Source organism: Shewanella sp. UCD-KL21, from assembly GCF_001957135.1.
GTDB lineage: Bacteria > Pseudomonadota > Gammaproteobacteria > Enterobacterales > Shewanellaceae > Shewanella.
In genome coordinates, this window is sequence record NZ_MPHK01000003.1 from 161,232 (window position 1) to 181,723 (window position 20,492).

At 41.5% G+C, this 20,492-nt stretch carries 15 protein-coding genes; 7 read left to right on the forward strand and 8 right to left on the reverse strand.

Annotated features, from left to right (window positions below; translation table 11 throughout):
* Positions 1 to 70: 70 nt before the first annotated feature.
* On the reverse strand, positions 71 to 1,135 hold the full coding sequence (locus BM739_RS04290; protein ID WP_076537619.1) for a 3-deoxy-7-phosphoheptulonate synthase: 1,065 nt from the start codon (positions 1,133 to 1,135) through the stop codon (positions 71 to 73).
* A gap of 192 nt (positions 1,136 to 1,327) precedes the next feature.
* Positions 1,328 to 2,146, reverse strand: coding sequence for a pyruvate, water dikinase regulatory protein (locus BM739_RS04295; protein WP_076537621.1), 819 nt, complete (start codon positions 2,144 to 2,146; stop codon positions 1,328 to 1,330).
* A gap of 124 nt (positions 2,147 to 2,270) precedes the next feature.
* On the opposite strand from BM739_RS04295, the gene ppsA reads away from it, so the two are divergent.
* The 4 genes from ppsA (at position 2,271) to BM739_RS04315 (ending at position 9,166) form a co-directional block, all read left to right on the forward strand.
* Positions 2,271 to 4,640: a phosphoenolpyruvate synthase gene (ppsA, locus tag BM739_RS04300; RefSeq protein WP_076537623.1), complete on the forward strand. Its 2,370-nt coding sequence runs from the start codon at positions 2,271 to 2,273 to the stop codon at positions 4,638 to 4,640.
* Between the two features lie 115 nt (positions 4,641 to 4,755).
* Positions 4,756 to 7,833, forward strand: coding sequence for an FAD-binding and (Fe-S)-binding domain-containing protein (locus BM739_RS04305; RefSeq protein WP_076537928.1), 3,078 nt, complete (start codon positions 4,756 to 4,758; stop codon positions 7,831 to 7,833).
* Positions 7,826 to 8,266, forward strand: a complete 441-nt coding sequence (locus tag BM739_RS04310; RefSeq protein ID WP_083698061.1) for a DUF1285 domain-containing protein — start codon at positions 7,826 to 7,828, stop codon at positions 8,264 to 8,266. Before BM739_RS04305 ends, BM739_RS04310 begins: the two co-directional genes overlap by 8 nt.
* A gap of 483 nt (positions 8,267 to 8,749) precedes the next feature.
* Positions 8,750 to 9,166, forward strand: coding sequence for a MarR family winged helix-turn-helix transcriptional regulator (locus tag BM739_RS04315; protein ID WP_076537628.1), 417 nt, complete (start codon positions 8,750 to 8,752; stop codon positions 9,164 to 9,166).
* Positions 9,167 to 9,456: 290 nt separating this feature from the next.
* Here the strand turns inward: BM739_RS04315 and BM739_RS04320 are convergent, their stop codons facing one another.
* The 6 genes from BM739_RS04320 to BM739_RS04345 form a co-directional block, all read right to left on the reverse strand.
* Positions 9,457 to 12,564, reverse strand: coding sequence for an efflux RND transporter permease subunit (locus BM739_RS04320; protein ID WP_076537630.1), 3,108 nt, complete (start codon positions 12,562 to 12,564; stop codon positions 9,457 to 9,459).
* A complete protein-coding gene (locus BM739_RS04325) occupies positions 12,561 to 13,913 on the reverse strand; it encodes an efflux RND transporter periplasmic adaptor subunit (RefSeq protein ID WP_076537632.1) in 1,353 nt (450 codons plus the stop codon). The genes BM739_RS04320 and BM739_RS04325 overlap by 4 nt, the downstream gene beginning before the upstream one ends.
* A gap of 1 nt (position 13,914) precedes the next feature.
* A complete protein-coding gene (locus BM739_RS04330; RefSeq protein ID WP_076537634.1) occupies positions 13,915 to 14,268 on the reverse strand; it encodes a hypothetical protein in 354 nt (117 codons plus the stop codon).
* Entirely contained in the window at positions 14,265 to 14,582 is a 318-nt protein-coding gene (locus BM739_RS04335; RefSeq protein WP_076537636.1) for a TetR/AcrR family transcriptional regulator, read from the reverse strand. The genes BM739_RS04330 and BM739_RS04335 overlap by 4 nt, the downstream gene beginning before the upstream one ends.
* Before the next feature lie 417 nt (positions 14,583 to 14,999).
* Positions 15,000 to 16,157, reverse strand: a complete 1,158-nt coding sequence (locus tag BM739_RS04340) for an iron-containing alcohol dehydrogenase (RefSeq protein ID WP_076537639.1) — start codon at positions 16,155 to 16,157, stop codon at positions 15,000 to 15,002.
* 22 nt (positions 16,158 to 16,179) lie between these two features.
* Entirely contained in the window at positions 16,180 to 16,869 is a 690-nt protein-coding gene (locus BM739_RS04345) for a type 1 glutamine amidotransferase domain-containing protein (protein WP_076537641.1), read from the reverse strand.
* Between the two features lie 211 nt (positions 16,870 to 17,080).
* Here BM739_RS04345 and BM739_RS04350 point away from each other — a divergent pair, with 211 nt between their 5' ends.
* From BM739_RS04350 to BM739_RS04360, 3 genes are all read left to right on the forward strand, one after another.
* Positions 17,081 to 18,001: a LysR family transcriptional regulator gene (locus BM739_RS04350; protein WP_076537644.1), complete on the forward strand. Its 921-nt coding sequence runs from the start codon at positions 17,081 to 17,083 to the stop codon at positions 17,999 to 18,001.
* Between the two features lie 247 nt (positions 18,002 to 18,248).
* On the forward strand, positions 18,249 to 18,677 hold the full coding sequence (locus tag BM739_RS04355) for a DUF2057 family protein (protein ID WP_076537647.1): 429 nt from the start codon (positions 18,249 to 18,251) through the stop codon (positions 18,675 to 18,677).
* A 387-nt stretch (positions 18,678 to 19,064) separates the two neighbouring features.
* The gene (locus tag BM739_RS04360) at positions 19,065 to 20,255 is read left to right on the forward strand and encodes a class I SAM-dependent rRNA methyltransferase (protein WP_076537650.1); all 1,191 of its coding nucleotides are present in this window, start codon (positions 19,065 to 19,067) and stop codon (positions 20,253 to 20,255) included.
* Positions 20,256 to 20,492: the final 237 nt, after the last annotated feature.

The window sequence follows — 20,492 nt, forward strand, 5'->3', positions numbered from 1 at the left end:
AAGGTAAAGCGATAAAAAAGCCAGTTAGGTTACCCTAACTGGCTTTGTATGTTATTACATGCTTGCGGCGCTATTTGGCTAAAAGTGCTTTACGCTCTCTAGAGGCTTGGGCTAAGTCACGTAGTAATTTTTCTGAGTCTTCCCAGTGCAGACAAGCATCGGTGATACTTTGACCGTATGTTAATGGCTGGCCTTCAACAACTTTTTGATTGCCTTCAATCATAAAGCTTTCTGCCATAATCCCTGCAACCGCAGTGCTGCCAGCGCGCATTTGCGCCATTATGCTATCAGCAACTTTTAGCTGGTTTTTATGTTTTTTCTCACTATTACCATGGCTAAAATCCACCACCATACGTTGAGTCACGCCAACAGTTTCAAGCTGGGCGCGAACGATTTCAACGTCTTCAGCTGAATAGTTCGGGGTTTTACCACCACGAAGAATGATATGACCATATGGGTTACCGTGGGTACGATAAACAGCCATAGCACCATCTTTATCTGGTGAGTAAAAAATATGCGGTACTTGGGCTGCGCGAACCGCATCAACCGCGATATTGATATTGCCGTCAGTGCCGTTTTTAAAACCGACAGGGCAAGATAATGCCGACGCCATTTCGCGGTGAATTTGGCTTTCGGTAGTACGAGCACCAATTGCGCCCCAAGTGATTAAATCGGCAATATACTGACCATTTACCATATCTAAAAACTCAGTGGCAATCGGCAGTTTTAGTTCAGTGATTTGCTGAAGTAAATGACGCGCCATGCGTAAGCCTTTGTTTGGGCTAAAGCTGCCATCAAGATCAGGGTCTGAAATGAGCCCTTTCCAGCCAACAATCGTACGAGGTTTTTCAAAGTAGACTCGCATTACAATACATAAGTCGTCTTTTAACTCATGATGTAGTTTAGCTAAACGCTGGGCGTAATCTAAAGCGGCTTCGGTGTCATGTATTGAACAAGGACCAATGATGACCAATAAACGTTGATCTTCGCCAGCAATAATGGCTTCAACTTCATGACGTTGCTCAACTAAATAATCAGCAGCATCTTGCGTAAGTGGGTATTCAGATGCGAGTTGCGCAGGAGAAATAACCTTACATAAAAGGGATGTACGTAGTTCGTCTGTTTTAATAGTCATTCACTTTACCGAGCATGTTTGCGATGAATTAACATCATATTGCTCGGGATTATAACTAATTAGCAGGCGTTAGACACGGACAAATCATGCAGGTTTTTGAACTGATATCATTTTATTCACATAAGTTAGCCGAAAATGTTATGAATTTCACATTTTCGGCTTAACAGTTAAATAACGTCTGAGGCAGTAAAATTAAAACATGTGACGTTTTAAACCGGTAATATCGAGGATTTTGGCAGAAATTTCTTCTACTGAATGGTAAGTGGTGTTTACAAACGGGATGCGTTCTTTCTTATACATCATTTCCACTTCTTTCACTTCAATTCGGCACTGTCTTAGTGATGAATAGCGGCTGTTCTCCATGCGGCCTTGGCGAATTTCATGTAAACGCTGGGGATCAATAGTTAAACCAAATAATTTGGACTTATTACGTTTTAATGCCTCAGGTAACTTGAGGTTATCCATGTCGTCTTCTACAAAAGGGTAGTTAGCCGCTTTGATACCAAATTGCATCGAAAGGTACAAACTTGATGGCGTTTTACCGCAGCGTGAAACCCCTAATAAAATAATGTCAGCCTTATCCATATGTTTCATGGTTTGACCGTCATCATTATCTAAAGTGAAATTAATAGCATCAATACGATTATCATAAGATTCGTTAGTTGTGCTTTTGCCGTGTGTACGGTTGATCACCGGCGCTGCTTTTATACCCAGTTGTTGTTCTAATGGCGAAACAAAGGTGTTCAAAAAATCGTAATCTAAACCTTCACTTGAGAAAATAATATCGCGAATGTCGGAATTTACGATGGAATGGAACACAACGGGTCTTAAGCTTGTTGTAATAAAACTATCATTGATTTGTTGCTTTACCCTTTCTGCTTTAGCAATACTGTCAACGAATGGAATTGTAAGTGCTTCAAAATCAACTGGAAATTGGGATAGGACAGCATGGCCAAATACTTCTGCTGTGATCGCGGTCCCATCTGAGATATAGAATACTTTTGGTGTCATTTCAGCCTCTTGTAGTAATAAAATTACAAATAAAATTATACATTTACGGTTGTTGAGGGGGAGTGTAGAATGCATCTGCCCTCGTGTGAAGGGGCCATTGAAATAAACTTGTGGAGAGATAACTGTGCAGCAATACATACTCTGGTATCAAGAATTAGGCATGGGTGATGTAAACAAGGTTGGCGGCAAGAACGCGTCACTTGGTGAAATGATCAGTAACCTGGCTAATGCCGGTGTTCAAGTACCTGGCGGATTTGCGACTACATCTCATGCATTTAATGAGTTTCTAGAGCAAAGTGGTGTTAACCAGAAAATTTTCGACATCTTGGCGACCCTTGATGTTGATGATGTAAACGAACTTGCAAAAGTTGGTGCGCAGATCAGACAATGGGTTATCGACACCCCATTTCAACCAGAACTAGAAGATGCGATTCGTGAAGCTTACGAGCAACTTTCTAGCGAGACTCAAGAAGCCTCATTTGCAGTGCGTTCATCAGCTACCGCTGAAGATATGCCAGATGCTTCGTTTGCGGGTCAACAAGAAACTTTCCTAAACGTTAAAGGCTTTGAAGCTGTACTGCTTGCGATTAAGCATGTATACGCTTCGCTATTTAACGACCGCGCAATTTCCTATCGTGTTCACCAAGGTTACGAGCATCAAGGTGTGGCATTATCTGCTGGCGTACAACGTATGGTACGTTCAGATAAAGCGTCTTCTGGTGTGATGTTTACCATGGACACTGAATCAGGTAACAACGACGTTGTCTTTATCACTTCATCATTTGGTTTAGGTGAAATGGTAGTACAAGGCGCTGTTAATCCTGATGAATTCTATGTGCACAAACCAATTTTAGCGCAAGGGCATAAAGCCGTTGTGCGCCGTAATATCGGTAGCAAGATGATTCAGATGGTTTACTCTGATGATGCTTCTCACGGTAAACAAGTTAAAATCGAAGATGTTGCAGCAGCTGAGCGCGGCACTTTCTCTATTAATGATGAAGAAGTGATGGAGCTTGCAAAGCAAGCGGTGATCATTGAACAACATTATGGCCGTGCAATGGATATCGAATGGGCTAAAGATGGCAACGACGGTAAGTTATATATCGTTCAAGCACGTCCTGAAACTGTTCGTAGCCGTGAAGATGTGCAATTAATTGAACGCTACCACTTAAAAACCAAAGGTGCTGTTGTTTCAGAAGGCCGCGCGATTGGTCATAAAATCGGTACTGGTGTAGCTAAAGTGCTTGCTTCTATCGAAGATATGGATCAAATCCAGCCTGGTGATGTACTCGTTACTGATATGACTGACCCTGATTGGGAACCTATCATGAAGCGCGCTAGCGCAATTGTAACTAACCGTGGTGGCCGTACTTGTCACGCAGCAATTATTGCGCGTGAACTAGGTGTGCCAGCTGTTGTTGGTTGTGGTGATGTGACTGACCGCATCAAAAATGGCCAAATCGTTACCGTTTCTTGTTCAGAAGGCGATACCGGTTTCATCTACGATGGTAAGCAAGAGTTTGAAGTTATCACTAACCGTGTTGACACCTTGCCTGAGCTACCAATGAAAATAATGATGAACGTCGGTAACCCTGATCGTGCATTTGATTTCGCTCGTTTACCCAATGAAGGTGTTGGTCTAGCTCGTCTTGAGTTCATCATCAACCGCATGATTGGTATTCACCCTAAAGCACTGCTTGATTTTAATTCACAAACAGCAGAGCTTCAGCAAGAAATCAACGAAATGATTGCTGGATACGAATCACCAGTTGAGTACTATATTGCTCGTCTCGTTGAAGGTATCGCAACCATCGGTAGTGCGTTCTATCCGAAGAAAGTTATCGTACGTATGTCAGACTTTAAGTCTAACGAATACGCTAACCTTGTTGGTGGCGACCGTTACGAGCCTGAAGAAGAAAACCCAATGTTGGGCTTCCGTGGTGCAAGTCGTTATATCTCTGAATCGTTCCGTGACTGTTTCGCACTAGAATGTGAAGCAATCAAACGTGTACGTAATGATATGGGCCTTAAGAACGTTGAGATTATGATCCCATTCGTTCGTACTGTTGATGAAGCTGCGCAAGTTATCGAGCTGTTAAAAGAGCAAGGTTTAGAGCGTGGTAAAGATGGTTTACGCGTCATCATGATGTGTGAGTTACCGTCTAATGCGTTACTCGCTGACCAGTTCCTTGAGCATTTCGATGGTTTCTCTATCGGTTCTAACGATTTAACTCAGCTCACTTTGGGTCTAGATCGCGACTCTGGCATTATCAGTCACTTATTTGATGAACGTAATGATGCAGTTAAAGCATTGCTTTCATTAGCGATTAAAGCGGCTAAAGCCAAAGGTGCTTATGTAGGTATTTGTGGCCAAGGCCCATCTGACCATGCAGATTTCGCACAATGGCTAGTAGAGCAAGGTATTGATACTGTGTCACTTAACCCTGATACAGTCATCGACACTTGGTTATATTTAGCAGAAGAACATGCTTAATATGCTGAAAAAGTTAGTTTTTAGTTAACTAATTTATCAACATGAACAAAAGCCGCTTTTAGCGGCTTTTTTTTTGTTTATAATGGCTTTAAATTACTATAAACAGAAATTGACTATGTTACCGCTGCTATCACATCAACAGACGTTAGAACCTATTTATTTACGCTTTCTTGATGCCCTTGAAGCATCTTCGTTTTCTGGCGAAATTGATAAACGTTATAGTGCGCGTTTAATTCAAGCGACCGACAATTCTGTTTACCAGTTTTTACCCCAAGCGGTTATTTATCCTCTCACTCAGGCGGATGTTGAATTAGTGCTGACCTTGGCGTCGGCACCTGAATATAAACAAGTGACTTTTAGTGCTCGTGGCGGCGGTACCGGCACTAACGGCCAATCACTGACCCATGGCTTAATACTTGATGTATCAAGGCACATGAATCAAGTACTGGAAGTTAATGCAGAAGAAGGTTGGGTTCGAGTACAAGCTGGTGTGGTAAAAGATGCACTTAATGATGCCCTTAGGCCACATGGATTCTTTTTCAGTCCAGATTTATCAACCTCTAATCGCGCTACAGTTGGCGGAATGGTCAGCACTGATGCATCGGGTGCGGGGTCATTGGTTTACGGTAAAACCTCTGATCATGTGCTTGGCCTTACCAGCGTATTGGTTGATGGTAGCGTGCTAGCAAGCACACCAATAGCGGCAGATGAGGCGTTAAATCAGTCAAAGTCCCAATCGTTAAACACCAATAGTTTTGCAGCCAATATTATTAGCACGATTGCCAAACGCTGCCGCGACAAGCGTGAGCTCATCCTAAAACAGTTTCCACCATTAAATCGTTTTTTAACCGGATACGACTTAAAACATGTATGGAATGATGATTTAAGCCAGTTTGATTTATCACGCATACTTGCAGGCTCTGAAGGCACACTGGCGGTATTAACTGAGGCTAAATTAAATATCACCCCATTGCCGCATACGCGGATGATGGTAAATATCAAATATGACTCGTTTGAATCGGCATTGCGTCATGCGCCATCATTGGTTGAAGCCAACGCCACCGTGGTCGAAACAATAGATTCAAAAGTGCTTAATTTGGCCCGTGAAGATATTATTTGGCACTCAGTGTCTCACCTCATTGAGTCAGTACCCAATAAAACCATTGAAGGCCTCAATATGGTTGAATTTGCAGGGGATGAAGCTGACATTAGGCAAGGCATTGCAGTCCTTGAAAAAACACTGGCAGCACAATTGGCTAGCGAACAAGCAGGGGTTGTGGGTTATCAAATTACTGAAGATAAGCCCAGTATTAATAAAATTTACGCCATGCGTAAAAAAGCCGTGGGCTTGTTAGGCGCAACTAAAGGCCGCAGAAAACCACTGCCATTTGCCGAAGATACTGCCGTACCGCCAGAAAACTTAGCTGATTTTATCATGGAGTTTAGGGACTTATTAGATGGCCATAAATTGCAGTACGGCATGTTTGGTCACGTTGATGCCGGTGTGCTGCATGTGCGTCCCGCATTGGATATGTGCGATGAAGCAGATGAAAAACTGTTAAAAGTATTATCAGATCAAGTTGCTGAGTTAACCCTTAAATATGGCGGTTTGTTGTGGGGCGAACATGGTAAAGGCGTACGTGGTGAATATGGCCCAGCCGTATTTGGTGATGAGCTTTATGGCGAACTTGAAGAAATAAAAGGCCTATTTGACCCTGACAACCGTTTAAATCCAGGCAAACTGGTCGCGCCCAAAGACAGTGGCCCCATGATGTTTAATGTTGATAGCGTTAAGCGGGGCACCTTTGATAGACAAATTCCAGTTACAGTCCGGGATGCATTTCCTGATGTGATGAATTGTAATGGTAATGGCTTATGTTTTAACTACAGTAGCTATTCGTTCATGTGTCCGTCATTTAAAGTGACCGGCGATCGGATCCATTCACCTAAAGGCCGAAGTGGCTTGATGCGGGAATGGTTAAGGCTGCTGGAGGCAGAGGGCGTTGATGTAGAAGCACTGGCTCAATCTAAACCTTTAAGTTTTATGCAGCGAGCGCAAAACAGCTTTCACATTGGCAGAGATTATGATTATTCACATGAAGTCATGGACTCGTTAAAAGGCTGTTTAGCCTGTAAAGCCTGTTCAGGTCAGTGCCCTGTTAAAGTAGATGTGCCTAAATTTCGCGCGCAATTTTTCAATATCTATTACAAACGTTATATGCGCCCAGCAAAAGACTATTTAGTGGCAGGTATTGAAGACATGTTGCCGCTTATGGCTGCTATGCCAAAAGTAACCAATTTTGCCTCACAAAATAAATTAAGTCAGTGGGTTATCAAAAAATCTATTGGTTATATCGATTCGCCGGCATTATCCGTCCCCACATTAAAACAGCGTCTGGATGGCCATCAAAGCCGTGGCTATGATTTAGAGGCGCTGCAAAGTATTCCAACATCAGAGCGTGGTAATTATGTACTGGTGGTGCAAGATCCATTTAACAGTTTTTATGATGCAGAGCTGGTTTATCGTTTTATACAATTAATAGAAAAAATGGGTTTAAAACCAGTGTTATTGCCGTTTAAACCCAATGGCAAACCATCACACATTAAAGGCTTTTTAGATAAATTTGCCGCGACGGCTAAATCAAGTGCAGACTTTTTAAATCAAGTTTATCAACTTGATATGCCGATGGTTGGCTTAGACCCAGCATTGGTGCTTTGTTATCGAGATGAATATCAAGAGGTGCTAGGGGCGCAGCGAGGCAATTTTGAGGTACTGCTAGCCAATGAGTGGTTAACGGATGCGATTCAACTCATGCCAGCGTTAGGCAAAACTAGCGCGTCATTTAGTTGGTTTAGTCATTGTACTGAATCCACCGCAAAGCCTGCCACAGCCAATGAATGGAAAGCGGTATTTCATCATTTCGGCGCTGAGTTTGAAATGATCAACGTGGGTTGCTGCGGTATGGCAGGCACCTATGGCCATGAACTGGATAATATGGGCCGCTCATCTAAGCTGTTTGCTATGTCTTGGCAGCCAACCTTAGACAGCATCGCTGAGAAAAGCCAAATATTGGTATCAGGCTATTCTTGCCGTAGCCAAGTGAAACGCTTTGCGGGCTTTAAGCCAAAACACCCAGTAGAAGCCTTACTTCAGTTACTGAATGCTGCCGATGAGCACGTCGTTAATGACTAAACATAACAATGAAGAACCACTGAGTATTGCCAGTCAATTAGGCGCAGAAGTTGATTTGTGTAGCACTGAGCCATTGTTTGATATTGACCAACATGGGGATTGGTCCTATTTGGCCAGTCCTTTACCTACAAAATTTGCTAAGCTTTTTGCCAGTGTGCTTCATTGTATTGATAATGAATATTTTCTTATCACCCCGGTTGAAAAGGTTAAAGTCAGCGTAGAAACCCATGCAATTTTTATCGTTGATTACGAGCCGCTAGCAAATAATGGACTAACCTTAATAAGTAGCATTGGCACTGAGCATCAGATAGCGGATATTAAGGCTGTGAAACTATTAGAAAACACCATTGAAGTGCCCATTGAGCGAGGTATCATCGCTTGTTTGGGGCGCGCTTGCTATTACCGTTACATAAATCAGTTTGTAATAGATTGACTAAAAAAGCGGTCTTATACGTACAAACAGGTTGAGGTGCTAATTGGCCTGTGATGCAAGCTGTTGTGTAACAAAGCAGCTCTGCAAGGGTTTACTGACTTACACGTTAACAAGCTTAAAAAGTATAAAGATAAATAATATCAGTACTTAAGCCTGATAAAGTTCGTCACATCGCTTAATGATCGTTTTGTGATAGCTTAGTGTTAGTGATAGCACTTTAGTGATAGCACTAAAGCTATTTGCAAAACATCCAATTAAAGCGGCTAACAGTGGATGCTGTAGGTGGTATAACTAATTTCACCAATGAACAGCACCAATGAACAGCAGCAATTAACAGCACTAATGATGAGTACCAGTAACATTTTAGGGCAACATTAATTAACTTGGTTAGTTCTTTTACGCACCAGCCACCAAGTATTTTCTGTTGATGATGATTTACTTTTGCGCTTAACTAAGGATTGATGAGCCTGTAGGAGTGGTTATATGAAACGATACGAAAGCCTATATTATCAAGTCTCGCATCTTAATCTTACGCTGCAAAACGAGCTAGATGAACGCTTAAAACGTTACCAACTTGACGTTAAGCTTTGGCCTGTGCTGTTTTCACTGTGGCAAGAAGAGGGCATTAGCCAAACTGAACTGTCTAAAGTGTGTGATGTTGCTAACTACACTATGACTCGGCTATTAGATCAACTGCAAGTACAGGGGTATATTACTCGCCATCAAGAGTCTGATAACCGCCGTGCCTTTCAGATTTTTTTAACTGATGCCGGTAAGGCCTTAGAGCAAGATCTTATTGGTGAAGCTGAGTGGGTTAAAGAAAAGTGCCTAAGTGGTTTATCTTATGAAGAGCAACAAATATTCATGGGATTATTAAATAAAATCAATAAGCCAGATTAACCGCATTTGGGCTGCAGAGAAGCCGTTTGGCTTCAAGATAATCTTTTAGTTGCTATCGCCGCAACAATTTATTTAATTCAACTATTCAATCAATGCATTCATTCAAAGATAACCCGCTAGCAGTTAACACTGCTAGCGGGTTATTTATTGGTGATTAACTTTTGCCTGTTAGCTTGGAGGTTTAAAGTTATGTCGTTACGAGCTTTTCTCTAAAAGCTATGACGTTAAAAGCTTTTCTTTAAAAGCTATGACATTAAAAGCTTTTCTCTAAAAACTATGACGTTAAAAGCTTAGGCCGCTAAATCCTCGTGTTTATGGACTAAATTAAAGTCTGCTAACACCGCATACGCACAAGGAATAATAAACAGCACTAACAAGGTTGAGGTAAATATCCCAAATACAATTGATATTACAATGGGTTTTACAACCTGCGCTTGTAGTGATGTTTCAAGCAACAAGGGCAATAAACCTGCAGCAGTCGTCAATGATGTTAAGAATACCGCTCTAAATCTATCACGACTAGCTTTAACAACCGCTTGTAGAATGTTGTCTCCGATATCCACATGATGCCGTATGTATTGCACCAGCAAGATGGAATCATTCACCACAATACCTGCTAATGAAATAAACCCAAGTATTGAAGGCATTGATAGATTATGGCCTGTAAGTAAATGGCCCCAAAACACACCTATGAGTGCTAAAGGAATGGCTAACATCACCACAAAAGGCTCTAAGTAGCTTCTAAATTGAAAACTTAAAATCGCAAATAGTCCAAATAAACCGATAATAAAACCCTGTAAGAACGAAGCGCCAGTCTTAGCAGTTTCTTTGGCGGCGCCTTCATAATCAACTTTTAGCCCCGGATATTTTTGGCGTAACTCATTGGCGTATTCATTTTGCACTTTAGCGACAATTTCGCTGCCATTGGCTTTGGCATTATCTATGTCAGCCATAACGGTGACAGTGCGCTGGCTTTCAATGCGCTGAATACGTACGTAAGAGCGTTCAAAGTCTAATGTTGCTACCGCACTTAATGGGATCTGATTGCCGTTACTTAACATGATAGGGAAGTTAGCTAACGCTTGCAGATCACCTGCTTGCTGCTTATTCAACCTGACTTGTATTTCGATGTTTTCAGGGCCTGATTGCACATCATCTGCGGTTTGGCCAAAGTATGCCGCCCGCAGTTGTGACGCCACCATTTCACCATCAACGCCATAATTTTCAGCGCCATCTTTTAATTTTACCAGCACTTCTTCTTTGCCTGGACGCATGTCATCTAAAATGCCATTAACCCCAGAAAACTGACTTAAGTAAGATTGCAAATCAACGGAGGCCAGTTTTAACGTGGCTAAATTATCATGTTGCAAACGTACTTCAACATCACGGCCAGCAGGGCCCATACTCGGTTGTTTAAAAACCAAGGAGATGGGCTCAGCAATATCGCCACTGGTGCTGCGCCATGCTGAAATGAAGTTATCAATCAGGGTTTCGCGAGTTTCAGCCGATAACAAATCTAATCTCACCGTTGCCACATGGGGGCCTTGTTCACCCGCATCCGCATTGACATTATATTGCTCGGTAACGTAGCGGATGAGGTTCGACTGTTCGCCATTTTGTTGCGTTAATTCATCGCCAACGGTATTGGCGGCGGCAACCAAGTGACTAACCACGGTTTTGGTTTGCTCTAAAGTGGAACCAGGCGGCAAAATGATTCTTGCTTCAGCAATATCGCCATCAAGTTCAGGAAAGCCAACAAACTTTACTGCGCCGCCAGCCACTAAGGCAAAAGACAGCATTAATCCACCTAAGGTTAGCCCAAGGCTGGCATAGCGCCATTTCACCACAAAGGTAACGGCATTAACTAAGGTGTTGTTTTTGAAATATTCAAACTTTTCTAAAAAGACCCGTTTAAACTTTAGCGGTGGTTTCTGCTGTTTATTAGATTTTAGCGAGTGGCTTAAGTGATTCGGTAAAATCAAGAAGGCTTCAATTAAGCTCACACTCAATACCATGATTAATACCAGTGGCACCACCGACAATACCGCGCCCATTTGCCCGTCTAACCACAATAAGCTGCCAAAAATAAACACTGTGGTTAAAAATGATGAGAATACCCCGGGGGCGACTTTATTTACCCCTTGGATCACCGCCTCATTGGTGGGCAAGCCTTTTTCAACATGGGCAGCAACGGACTCGGCAATAACAATGGCATCATCCATCATAATACCAATGGCCATGAGTAAGCCGACTAGGCTCATAATGTTGATTGATACGCCAAACATGCTCATTAAGAACAAGCCGCCCATAAAGGCTACAGGTAAGCCCGCTGAAACCCAAAACGAATAGCGTAACGAGAAAAATAGCCACATCGAAAAGAACACTAAGATGATCCCTTGCCAGCCATTTCGCAGCAGCATAGACAATCGGTCTTGCAGCAATGAAGATAAATCGTTGGTTAAGGTTAGGGTCACGCCATCGGGGGCGATGAGTTGCTCTTGGGCAATAAACTCACTCACTCTGGCTTTAATTCTTAAGGCATCATCAGCTTTGTTCTTTTGCACTTTAAGCATGGCCGCTGCTTGGCCATTAAAGATGGTATGTTCTTCCTCAAGCTCAAATAAATCGGTAATGGTAGCAATGTCGCCTAAGGTAACTACGCCGCCTTCAGTATTAGAGGAAACTATTATTTTGCTGAGGTTATCAGGGGTAATTTGTCGTTCATCAAAACGGATCAACAGGTTTTTATCAGCAAGCTCAATACTGCCAGCGGGCATTTGGACATTTTGCCTGCCCACTTTATCGGCGATTTCGGCCACTGTTAGCCCTAAACGGCGCATGTCCGCTTCGTTTAACTCGACTCGTATTTGATGATCTGAAAAGCCAGACACGCTCACTAAGCTCACGCCAGCCTCAATTTTTAACCGTCGTTTTAAATCCTCAGCATAGGATTTAAGGTGTGGCAAACTGGCATCTGCGGCGATGGCAATATCGACAACTGGTTCTGCCCAATCAAGCTCTTTGACCGTTGGCGGGTCAATTTGCGCAGGGAAATCTTTAATGGCGTTAATTTCGGTTTGAATATCCACTAGACTGCGGCCAATGTCGGCTTTGCCATTCAGTTTTACCGTCATTGATGCAAAGCCTTCTTGGGCGTCACATTTCACTTCTTCGATATTACTTAAGCCATCAATGGCGTCTTCCATACGCAGGCACAGGCTTTCTTCTACTTCTGCTGGAGATGCGCCGGGGTAAACCACACTGGCGATAATGTAAGGCGGACTAAATTCAGGAAAGGTCTCACGTTTAATGTTACCAATACTGCTTAAGCCCATGACAAAAAATGCCAACATCATTAAGTTAGCAATGGTGGGGTGACGAGTGAAAAAATTAATCACTGTGCCTGCTCCTCGTCATTCGCTAGATCGCTTGCTACCGGGGTAGTGGTTTGGTTCGCTGTTGATAATTTAAGCCCCATGCCATTAATGGCCGGAATTAAGTCATTGGTCACCACCCGGTCATTTTGATAAATATCGCCTTGAATAGCTACGCCATCGGCGGTTCTAAATAGCACTTCAACCTGTTTAATAACCAGCTTGTTGTCTTGATCCATTAAATAAACTTGCTCACCATGTAAGGCTTTTTCTGGGATAACGTAATGCTCTGAGGGATAACCTTTAATATAGGCGGTGACAAACATGCCCTTGGTTAATGGCGGTTTAGCTAACAAATTCATTTGGTTGAAATCTTGTTCAACTTCAAGATAAAAGCCTATCGTCGCTTGATCTGGGTTTATGGTATCGGCAACGCGGGTCAATTTAGCTTGCCATTGGTGTAAGGTTTTACCCATATTGACCGTGATATGGGTGTCAAAGTTAACTTTTTCAATTGAAGGTAATGCAGAGGTATCTCTTGGTAGTTCATTAATTGAATGAATTAACGTTTCGGCATCAAATAATGATAATTCAGCCTTTATTTCAACTGCACCTAATTGATGGGCCTCGAACAACACAGCGCCATTGGTGACGGCTTGAGCTTGCTCAATGTTAACCTCGGCAATGCGTGCATCAAAAGGCAAAGTAAAGCGAGTATTATTGAGTTGACGTTGGGCATCTTCCAGTAAAGCTTGATTAACCTCAACTTGCGCCGCAGTGACTTTTTTATCATCGGGCAACAAGCTTAAGCTGCTGGTTAAGTCTTGCACTAAGTTACGCTGGGCCAGTAAAGCTTGCTTTTGGGTTTCAAGTTCTGATTTTGAGATCAAGTTTTTCTTATTTAACGATTGTTTACGTTGATATTCTTGATCAACTAAGGTCAGTCGTTGGCGCTCAATTTCTATGCTAGATTGTAAGTTTATTTCTTGCTGAGTTAGCTGCACTAACTGTGCTTGAGCTGAATTATAGTTAGCTTCAGCTTGAGCAAGTTTTAGTTGGTATTCCAGTGGATCAATGGTTAGCACTAAGGTGCCAGCCTTAATCAATCTGCCCGTTTCAAGCTCAGGGTGGCGATAAGTAATTTTGCCGCCCACTTCCGCAATGCCTTGCCAGCTATGTTTTGGAGCTACACGGCCATAGGCTTTTATCACAGGTTGTACGGGTTGTTTTGTCAGGCTAATAACATCCACCAGACGTGATTTATCATGGTTGGGTTGCAATTCTGGTGACGAGCGTAATGATATCGCGGCGATAAAAATGATAATACCGGCGATGATGCCTGGAAAAACATAGCGTCTTTTTAACGGGGTCATGTTAAGCGTCCTGACTGGGTTGAGATTCATTGGCAATAAGCCCATGACGTAATATTTGTGCATTTTGCTTCGCTAAATGCTGTAAAAATTCTGCTGAGGTTTTAATATTCAATGCTTGTTTAAATATGTCAGGCATTAAAAATGGAAATACCATTAAACTAATAAAACTCATTTTGGCGCACATTGGATCAATACCTTGCTTTAGCCGGTTTTGCTGATGCATTTCTTCAAAGATGGCTAACCTTTTTTTAGGAAATAAACTCAATAAATTGGCTTGCAGCTCTTGGTTTTTTTTGGTGGGTTTAAGGCTGGCAGTGCGAAATATGAGTTTCGGAAAATCTGGGTTTTGACTCATAATTTTATAATAGGCCAGTAATATTTTTTCTGGTGAATCTGAGTCGATTTTTCCTTTGAATTATTTAATTGAGCATGAACTGGCTCAATGGTTTCCTTGAGCATTTCTGCAAAAAGCCCCATTTTAGATTGAAAGTAATAGCGGATTAAGCTGGCATCAACTTGCGCCAGTGCTGCAATGGCGCGAATAGAGACTTTATCGTAATCATTATCGACAAATAAGCTTTTTGCCGCATTGATGAGTGCGCAGCGATTATCTGCTTTGGCAGCTGGCCTACCGACCGGCTTTTTAACTGGCGTTATTTTTTTAGGCATAAATTCAACACCGCGGTGAAGATACTAAGCGTATCCATTAATTCATCAAGTGTAGAATATGGTAAAGCAATGCGGCGGATTGTTTTAGTGAATTAATTCTTCAATATTCATCATCTGATGAATTGTTTAACTGGATCACATATACAAGCGTTAGGGAAGGCTGGTATTAGCGGGAAGGTGTGTTTACTGCTCTGAAGTCAATGATTAATGCTACAACACCAAGCCATAATTTACCCCATAAAACCACTAAGTAAATTTAGTGGTGTTAATTGCTAAAGAAGTAAAGAAGTAAAGAAGTAAAGAAGTAAAAAACAGTGAGCGATTAAGAGTAAAGCTAAACTCTGCCATTAAAACGGCTAGCCATTAAAAAAGGCTAGCACTGCTAGCCTTTCATCGAAATGGTAAATCTATTATTGATTAGATCGCGGCGGTGAGAATCTCGCGGCTAACAGCTAAGTCAATATCGCCATGTTCGCCAAGTTTAGTCATGCCATGCTTTTCAAGTGCGGCAACTAATACATCAACTTGTTCAGCACTAACATCAATATCACTTAAGCGTGTAGGCACCTGCATCAATTTAAAGAAGTCTTCAGTTGCAACAATCGCTTGATCAATTTTTTGCTCATCGCTACCTGTTGTGATGCCAAATACTCGTTCAGCATATTGAACTAATTTTGCATGTTTTTGCTCACGACGTACTTTCATTACCGCAGGTAACACAATAGATAAAGTACGGGCGTGATCAATACCATGGCTTGCTGTTAGTTCATGACCAATCATATGTGTCGACCAATCTTGTGGTACACCGGCACCAATTAAGCCGTTAAGCGCCATAGTGGCAGACCACATGATATTAGATCTGATCTCTAAATCATCTTTTGTTTCAGCAGCAAGGGCTTTAGGGCCTTCTTCAATTAAGGTTTGTAGTAAACCTTCACTGAAACGGTCCTGTACTTTAGCGTTTACATCGAAGGTTAAGTACTGCTCCATGATGTGGATATATGCATCAACAACACCATTACCAATTTGACGATCCGACAAAGATAAAGTGACTGAAGGATCAAGCACTGCAAATAATGGACGAACTAATGGGCTACCAAACGGCAATTTATTGCCATTACGAGTAATAACAGAGCCGCCATTGGATTCAGAACCCGTTGCTGGCAAGGTTAATACGGCACCGATAGGTAATGCTTGTGTTATTTTTGCGCCTTTAGCGACGATATCCCAAGGATCACCACCTTCAAATTTTGCTGCTGCAGCAATAAATTTAACCCCATCAACCACTGAGCCGCCACCGACAGCCAGTAAGTAATCGATGTTTTCTGCTTCAATGATGGCTTGGGCCTTCATCAAGGTATCGTATTGGGGATTAGGCTCAATACCTGAAAACTCAAACCATGTGTGATCTTTGAGCGCATCAGTGACTTGCTGATATACACCATTTGATTTAATGGAGCCGCCGCCATAAATAACTAATACCTTAGCTGACGTTGGGATTTCCTTTGAGATGGCGCTAATTTGGCCCTCACCGAAATGAATTTTAGTGGTATTTTGGAATGTAAAATTAAGCATGAGAATATCCTAAATAACGAATTTATGACTCAGTGATCTGAGAAACTAATTTTTGTGCTGTTAATGATGAGCTTGCAGGGTTTTGGCCTGTAATAACTAGCCCATCTTGAACTGAAAACGCATGCCAGTCTGCTGCTTTTTGGTAATCTGCATCACGTTTTAGCAATTCATCTTCTAATAAAAACGGAACCACATCAGTTAATTGCACTGCATCTTCTTCACTATTTGTAAAACCTGTTACCGCTTTACCTTTTACAAGGTACTGGTCATCTTGTTTTACGTTAAGTAACGCGGCCGTAGCATGACATACCGCAGCAACAGGTTTGTTTTGGGCAATAAATTGCTCGATTAACTGAATAGAGTCTGCATTATCTGTTAAGTCCCATAGTGGGCCGTGACCGCCTGGATAAAATACCGCGTCGTAATCACTGGCATTAATATCAGCTAATACGTTGGTGTTAGCCAGTGCCATTTTAGCTTGGCTATCGTCATCAAAGCGCTGAGTGTCAGCGGTTTGAAAGCCTTCTAGTTCACTGCTTGGGTCAATCGGTGGCTGTCCGCCTGCTGGTGATGCTAGGGTGATTTCAAAACCAGCATCTAAAAACACATAATATGGAGCGGCAAACTCTTCGACCCAAAATCCGGTTTTGTTACCCGTGTTGCCTAATTCTGAATGAGAGGTAAGCACCATTAATACTTTTTTCTGTGTCATTTTAAAACCCTTTTATTTTGTTATTTCGGCAAGTACAAAGCTTGCATAAGTTCTGATGTAGAGTGATTCAAAAGAGCAAGTCATTATCTCTTTGTTGAAAGTGGTTACAGTATAGAAAGCCAATCACCGTCTGACAATGCAGATATAATTGACTTCATTGTTTAAATAATTGATACAATAGTCCAGTAAGTTAACTCTTGGATATTAAAAAATGAATGTGTCATTTGAGCAGTTGAAAAGCATGGTGGTATTTGCCCAAGTTGTTGAGCAGGGCAGTTTAAGCGGCGCAGCAAAGCATATTGGCCTTTCAAGGGCGGTTGTGAGTTACCACATAAAAAAGCTTGAAGCGCATTTAGAGGTGAGACTGTTAAATCGATCTACTCGTAGTATTAGTTTGACCGAAGAAGGTGAAGCCTATTATCAATCTTGTAAAGTGATTGCCGATCAAGCTAACACGGCCAACAAACAAATTGAGAATATGAAAAGTGAGCCTATGGGCTTGATTAGGATCACCTGTCCCGTCAACGCAGGCTTAGAAACCATAGTGCCAGCCCTTAATGAATTTAAACGTTTGTACCCCAAAATTGAACTTGATGTGATGTTAACTGATGAAATCGTAAATATTATCAATCAAGGAATTGATTTAGCGATTCGCGGTGCGCCATTAGTTGACTCAGCTTTACAAGCAACTAAATTATGTGTGCTAACAACCTGCCTATGTGGCTCGGTCGAGTATTTTAATAAGTACGGCCGGCCAGAAACCCCAGCTGATTTATCCACTCATGACTGGGTAATGTATAAACCACAAAAAAAAGTGCTGCATCTTAATAAGGGCTCACGCTCATTTAGTATTGAAATGAAAGGCTCAATTACCACCAATAACGCCTCAGCGCGCACTGCATTCATTGAAGGCGGCCATGGGATAGGGCGAGTGCCAACCTATGATGCTTGGCCAAAAGTGAAACAGGGCAGTTTAGAAACCGTATTAGATGATTACCAGTTCAGTGACATTACTATTTATGGGGTATTTCCCCCCGGGGCGACAGACTCTAAAAAAGTGCGCTTATTGTTAGATTTTTTAAAAGCGTACTTTGATAAAAAAATACGAAGCCTTGAACAATCAATTTTATGAGTTAAGTTTTAAGGCAAGGAAGTTGATATTATCATTTTTAATGATTGTTATTTTACCCCTTGATTGGTTTGATGATTATTAATATATGTTGTTTATATTTTTTGATTTTTTAACTAGTAAATAAATTAAATAGTGATGCAGTGAAATTTTTTATGGCGGCGTTAGGTCTAATTAAATGACCGTTGTGAAAGCACAGTTGCTAGCTTGAATATAAGTGACATTAACGATTAATTTATTGGAGTTGAACATGAAGACTAAATTAACATTAGCGATTGCTATGGGATTATTACTCAGCAGTTTTACAGCCCTGTCCGCCAGCATAACCTTTCATGACGATCTTGATGTCGATAGTGTTAATGGAGTTATCGTTGAGTTTCAGCGTGAGGTAGACTTAGGCCAAGGCCTGCACTTTCTAGAAATTAGCTATAGCGATTTATTTCAAGATAATGCCGATGACTCAGGTTATTGGGTAAAATCAGAGCCGCTATATTTAAGACTCGATGTACAGGGCAGTGAAACATATCATTTAGACATACCAGAATTGTATTCTGCAGATGATGCCAAAGACTTTATACAAAACCCGATTATTTCATTAACCACAGATGGTAATAACTATAAAGATATTACCTTATTAAGCCAGTCTCAATTATTTACCCTGTTATTACATGAAAAGTAATGGTTACTATTTTGTCGTTGTAATTTGCTGTTTAATTTCAAGTAATTTAAAAACGCTATTGAATTTATTTTAACTAGCGTTTTTTAGCTTGTAAATTTAAAGGGGAATATTGATATAAACAATGGGGAAACTCATATTTGAGCTGTAAATATAAACAAGAAAATAACCTAATGACTGCTTATATTCTGCAAAGTACAGTCAGCCGTGCATAGATTTAGCGCTGCTAGACCTCATCTTAGTCTCATCATTTTAGTAACATCATTTTAGCAACATCATCTTGCTATTTAATCCGTTAAAGCCTGCTATACGCTATATTTTACTATTGTTTCTTGCGTTCCTTTCTGAGGATCCTTATCATCCGTATCCCAATTTGAAAAAGGCAACATCATGGCTATCAGAATCAAGCTTAGACCAAAGCGTGAGAAATCACTCGAACGTAAACACCCTTGGGTTTTTGCAAGTGGTATACACAATATTAAAGGAAAACCACAAGCTGGTGAAACTGTTGATGTTGTTGCCCATGATGGTCATTGGTTAGGTCGTGGTGCTTGGTCACCAGAGTCGCAAATTCAAGTGCGTATTTGGAGCTTTGATAAAGAAGAAGCTATCGATAGAGACTTTTTTGTTCGCCGCATTCAACGAGCCCAAGCAGGCCGAGAAGCATTAATTGCTGAGCAGGGTTTAACCGGTTACAGACTGGTTGCTGCTGAATCAGATGGACTACCAGGCATAACCATCGATAAATACGCCAATGTATTAGTGTGTCAGTTACTTAACACTGGCGCAGATTACTGGCGTGATACCTTAGTCTCAGTCCTCGCTGAGCTTTATCCTGATTGCGCTATCTATGAGCGCTCAGATGTTGATTCTCGTAAAAAAGAAGGCTTAAAGCCGGTAACGGGTTTACTTCATGGTGAGCTGCCAGAAATGCCAGTGATCATTGAAGAGAACGGCATTAAAATCGCAGTTGATGTCACTAAAGGTCATAAAACTGGCTTTTATTTAGACCAACGTGATAACCGCAATATTGCGGCCAGATTTGTAAAAGATAAGTCAGTACTTAACTGTTTTTGTTACACCGGCACCTTTGGCTTATACGCTGCTAAAGGCGGCGCCGCGAGCATTGAAAACGTTGATGTGTCAGCGTTAGCATTAGATACCGCCCGTAAAAATATGCAAATCAATGGCTTTAATGATGATCATGTTAATTACCATGAAGCTGATGTATTTAAGCTACTACGCCAATATCGTGACGAGGGTAAAACCTTTGATGTAATCGTATTAGATCCACCTAAATTTGCCGATAATAAAGCCCAACTTAACGGTGCTTGTCGTGGTTATAAAGACATCAATATGATTGCAATGCAGTTATTAAATCCAGGCGGCATTTTACTGACATTCTCTTGTTCTGGCTTGATGCCTGCGGACTTATTCCAAAAGGTTGTCGCAGATGCAGCCTTAGATGCTAAGCGTGATGTGCAGTTTATTGATCGCTTAAGCCAAGCGAGCGATCACCCAATCGGTAGCGGCTTTCCTGAAGGGTTCTATTTAAAAGGCTTAGTTGCCAGAGTCTGCTAATTTTGCAGCATTTGCTCTGAAGCTTGATTCAGGGCAGGGGTTTAAGGCTACTTTCGGGTAGCCTTTTTTATGCCCAAAATAACTTGAAGTAGGCAGATATTAACTCAAGACGTATTTTGTCAGCATGCCTGCAGCTTACCCCATAATTTCGCTTCATTTAAATAATTAAAAGCCAGACTTTTTATTTATCCTCAGTGGTTTTTCAGTTAAAAACACCATAAAGAGTTAAATCTGTCT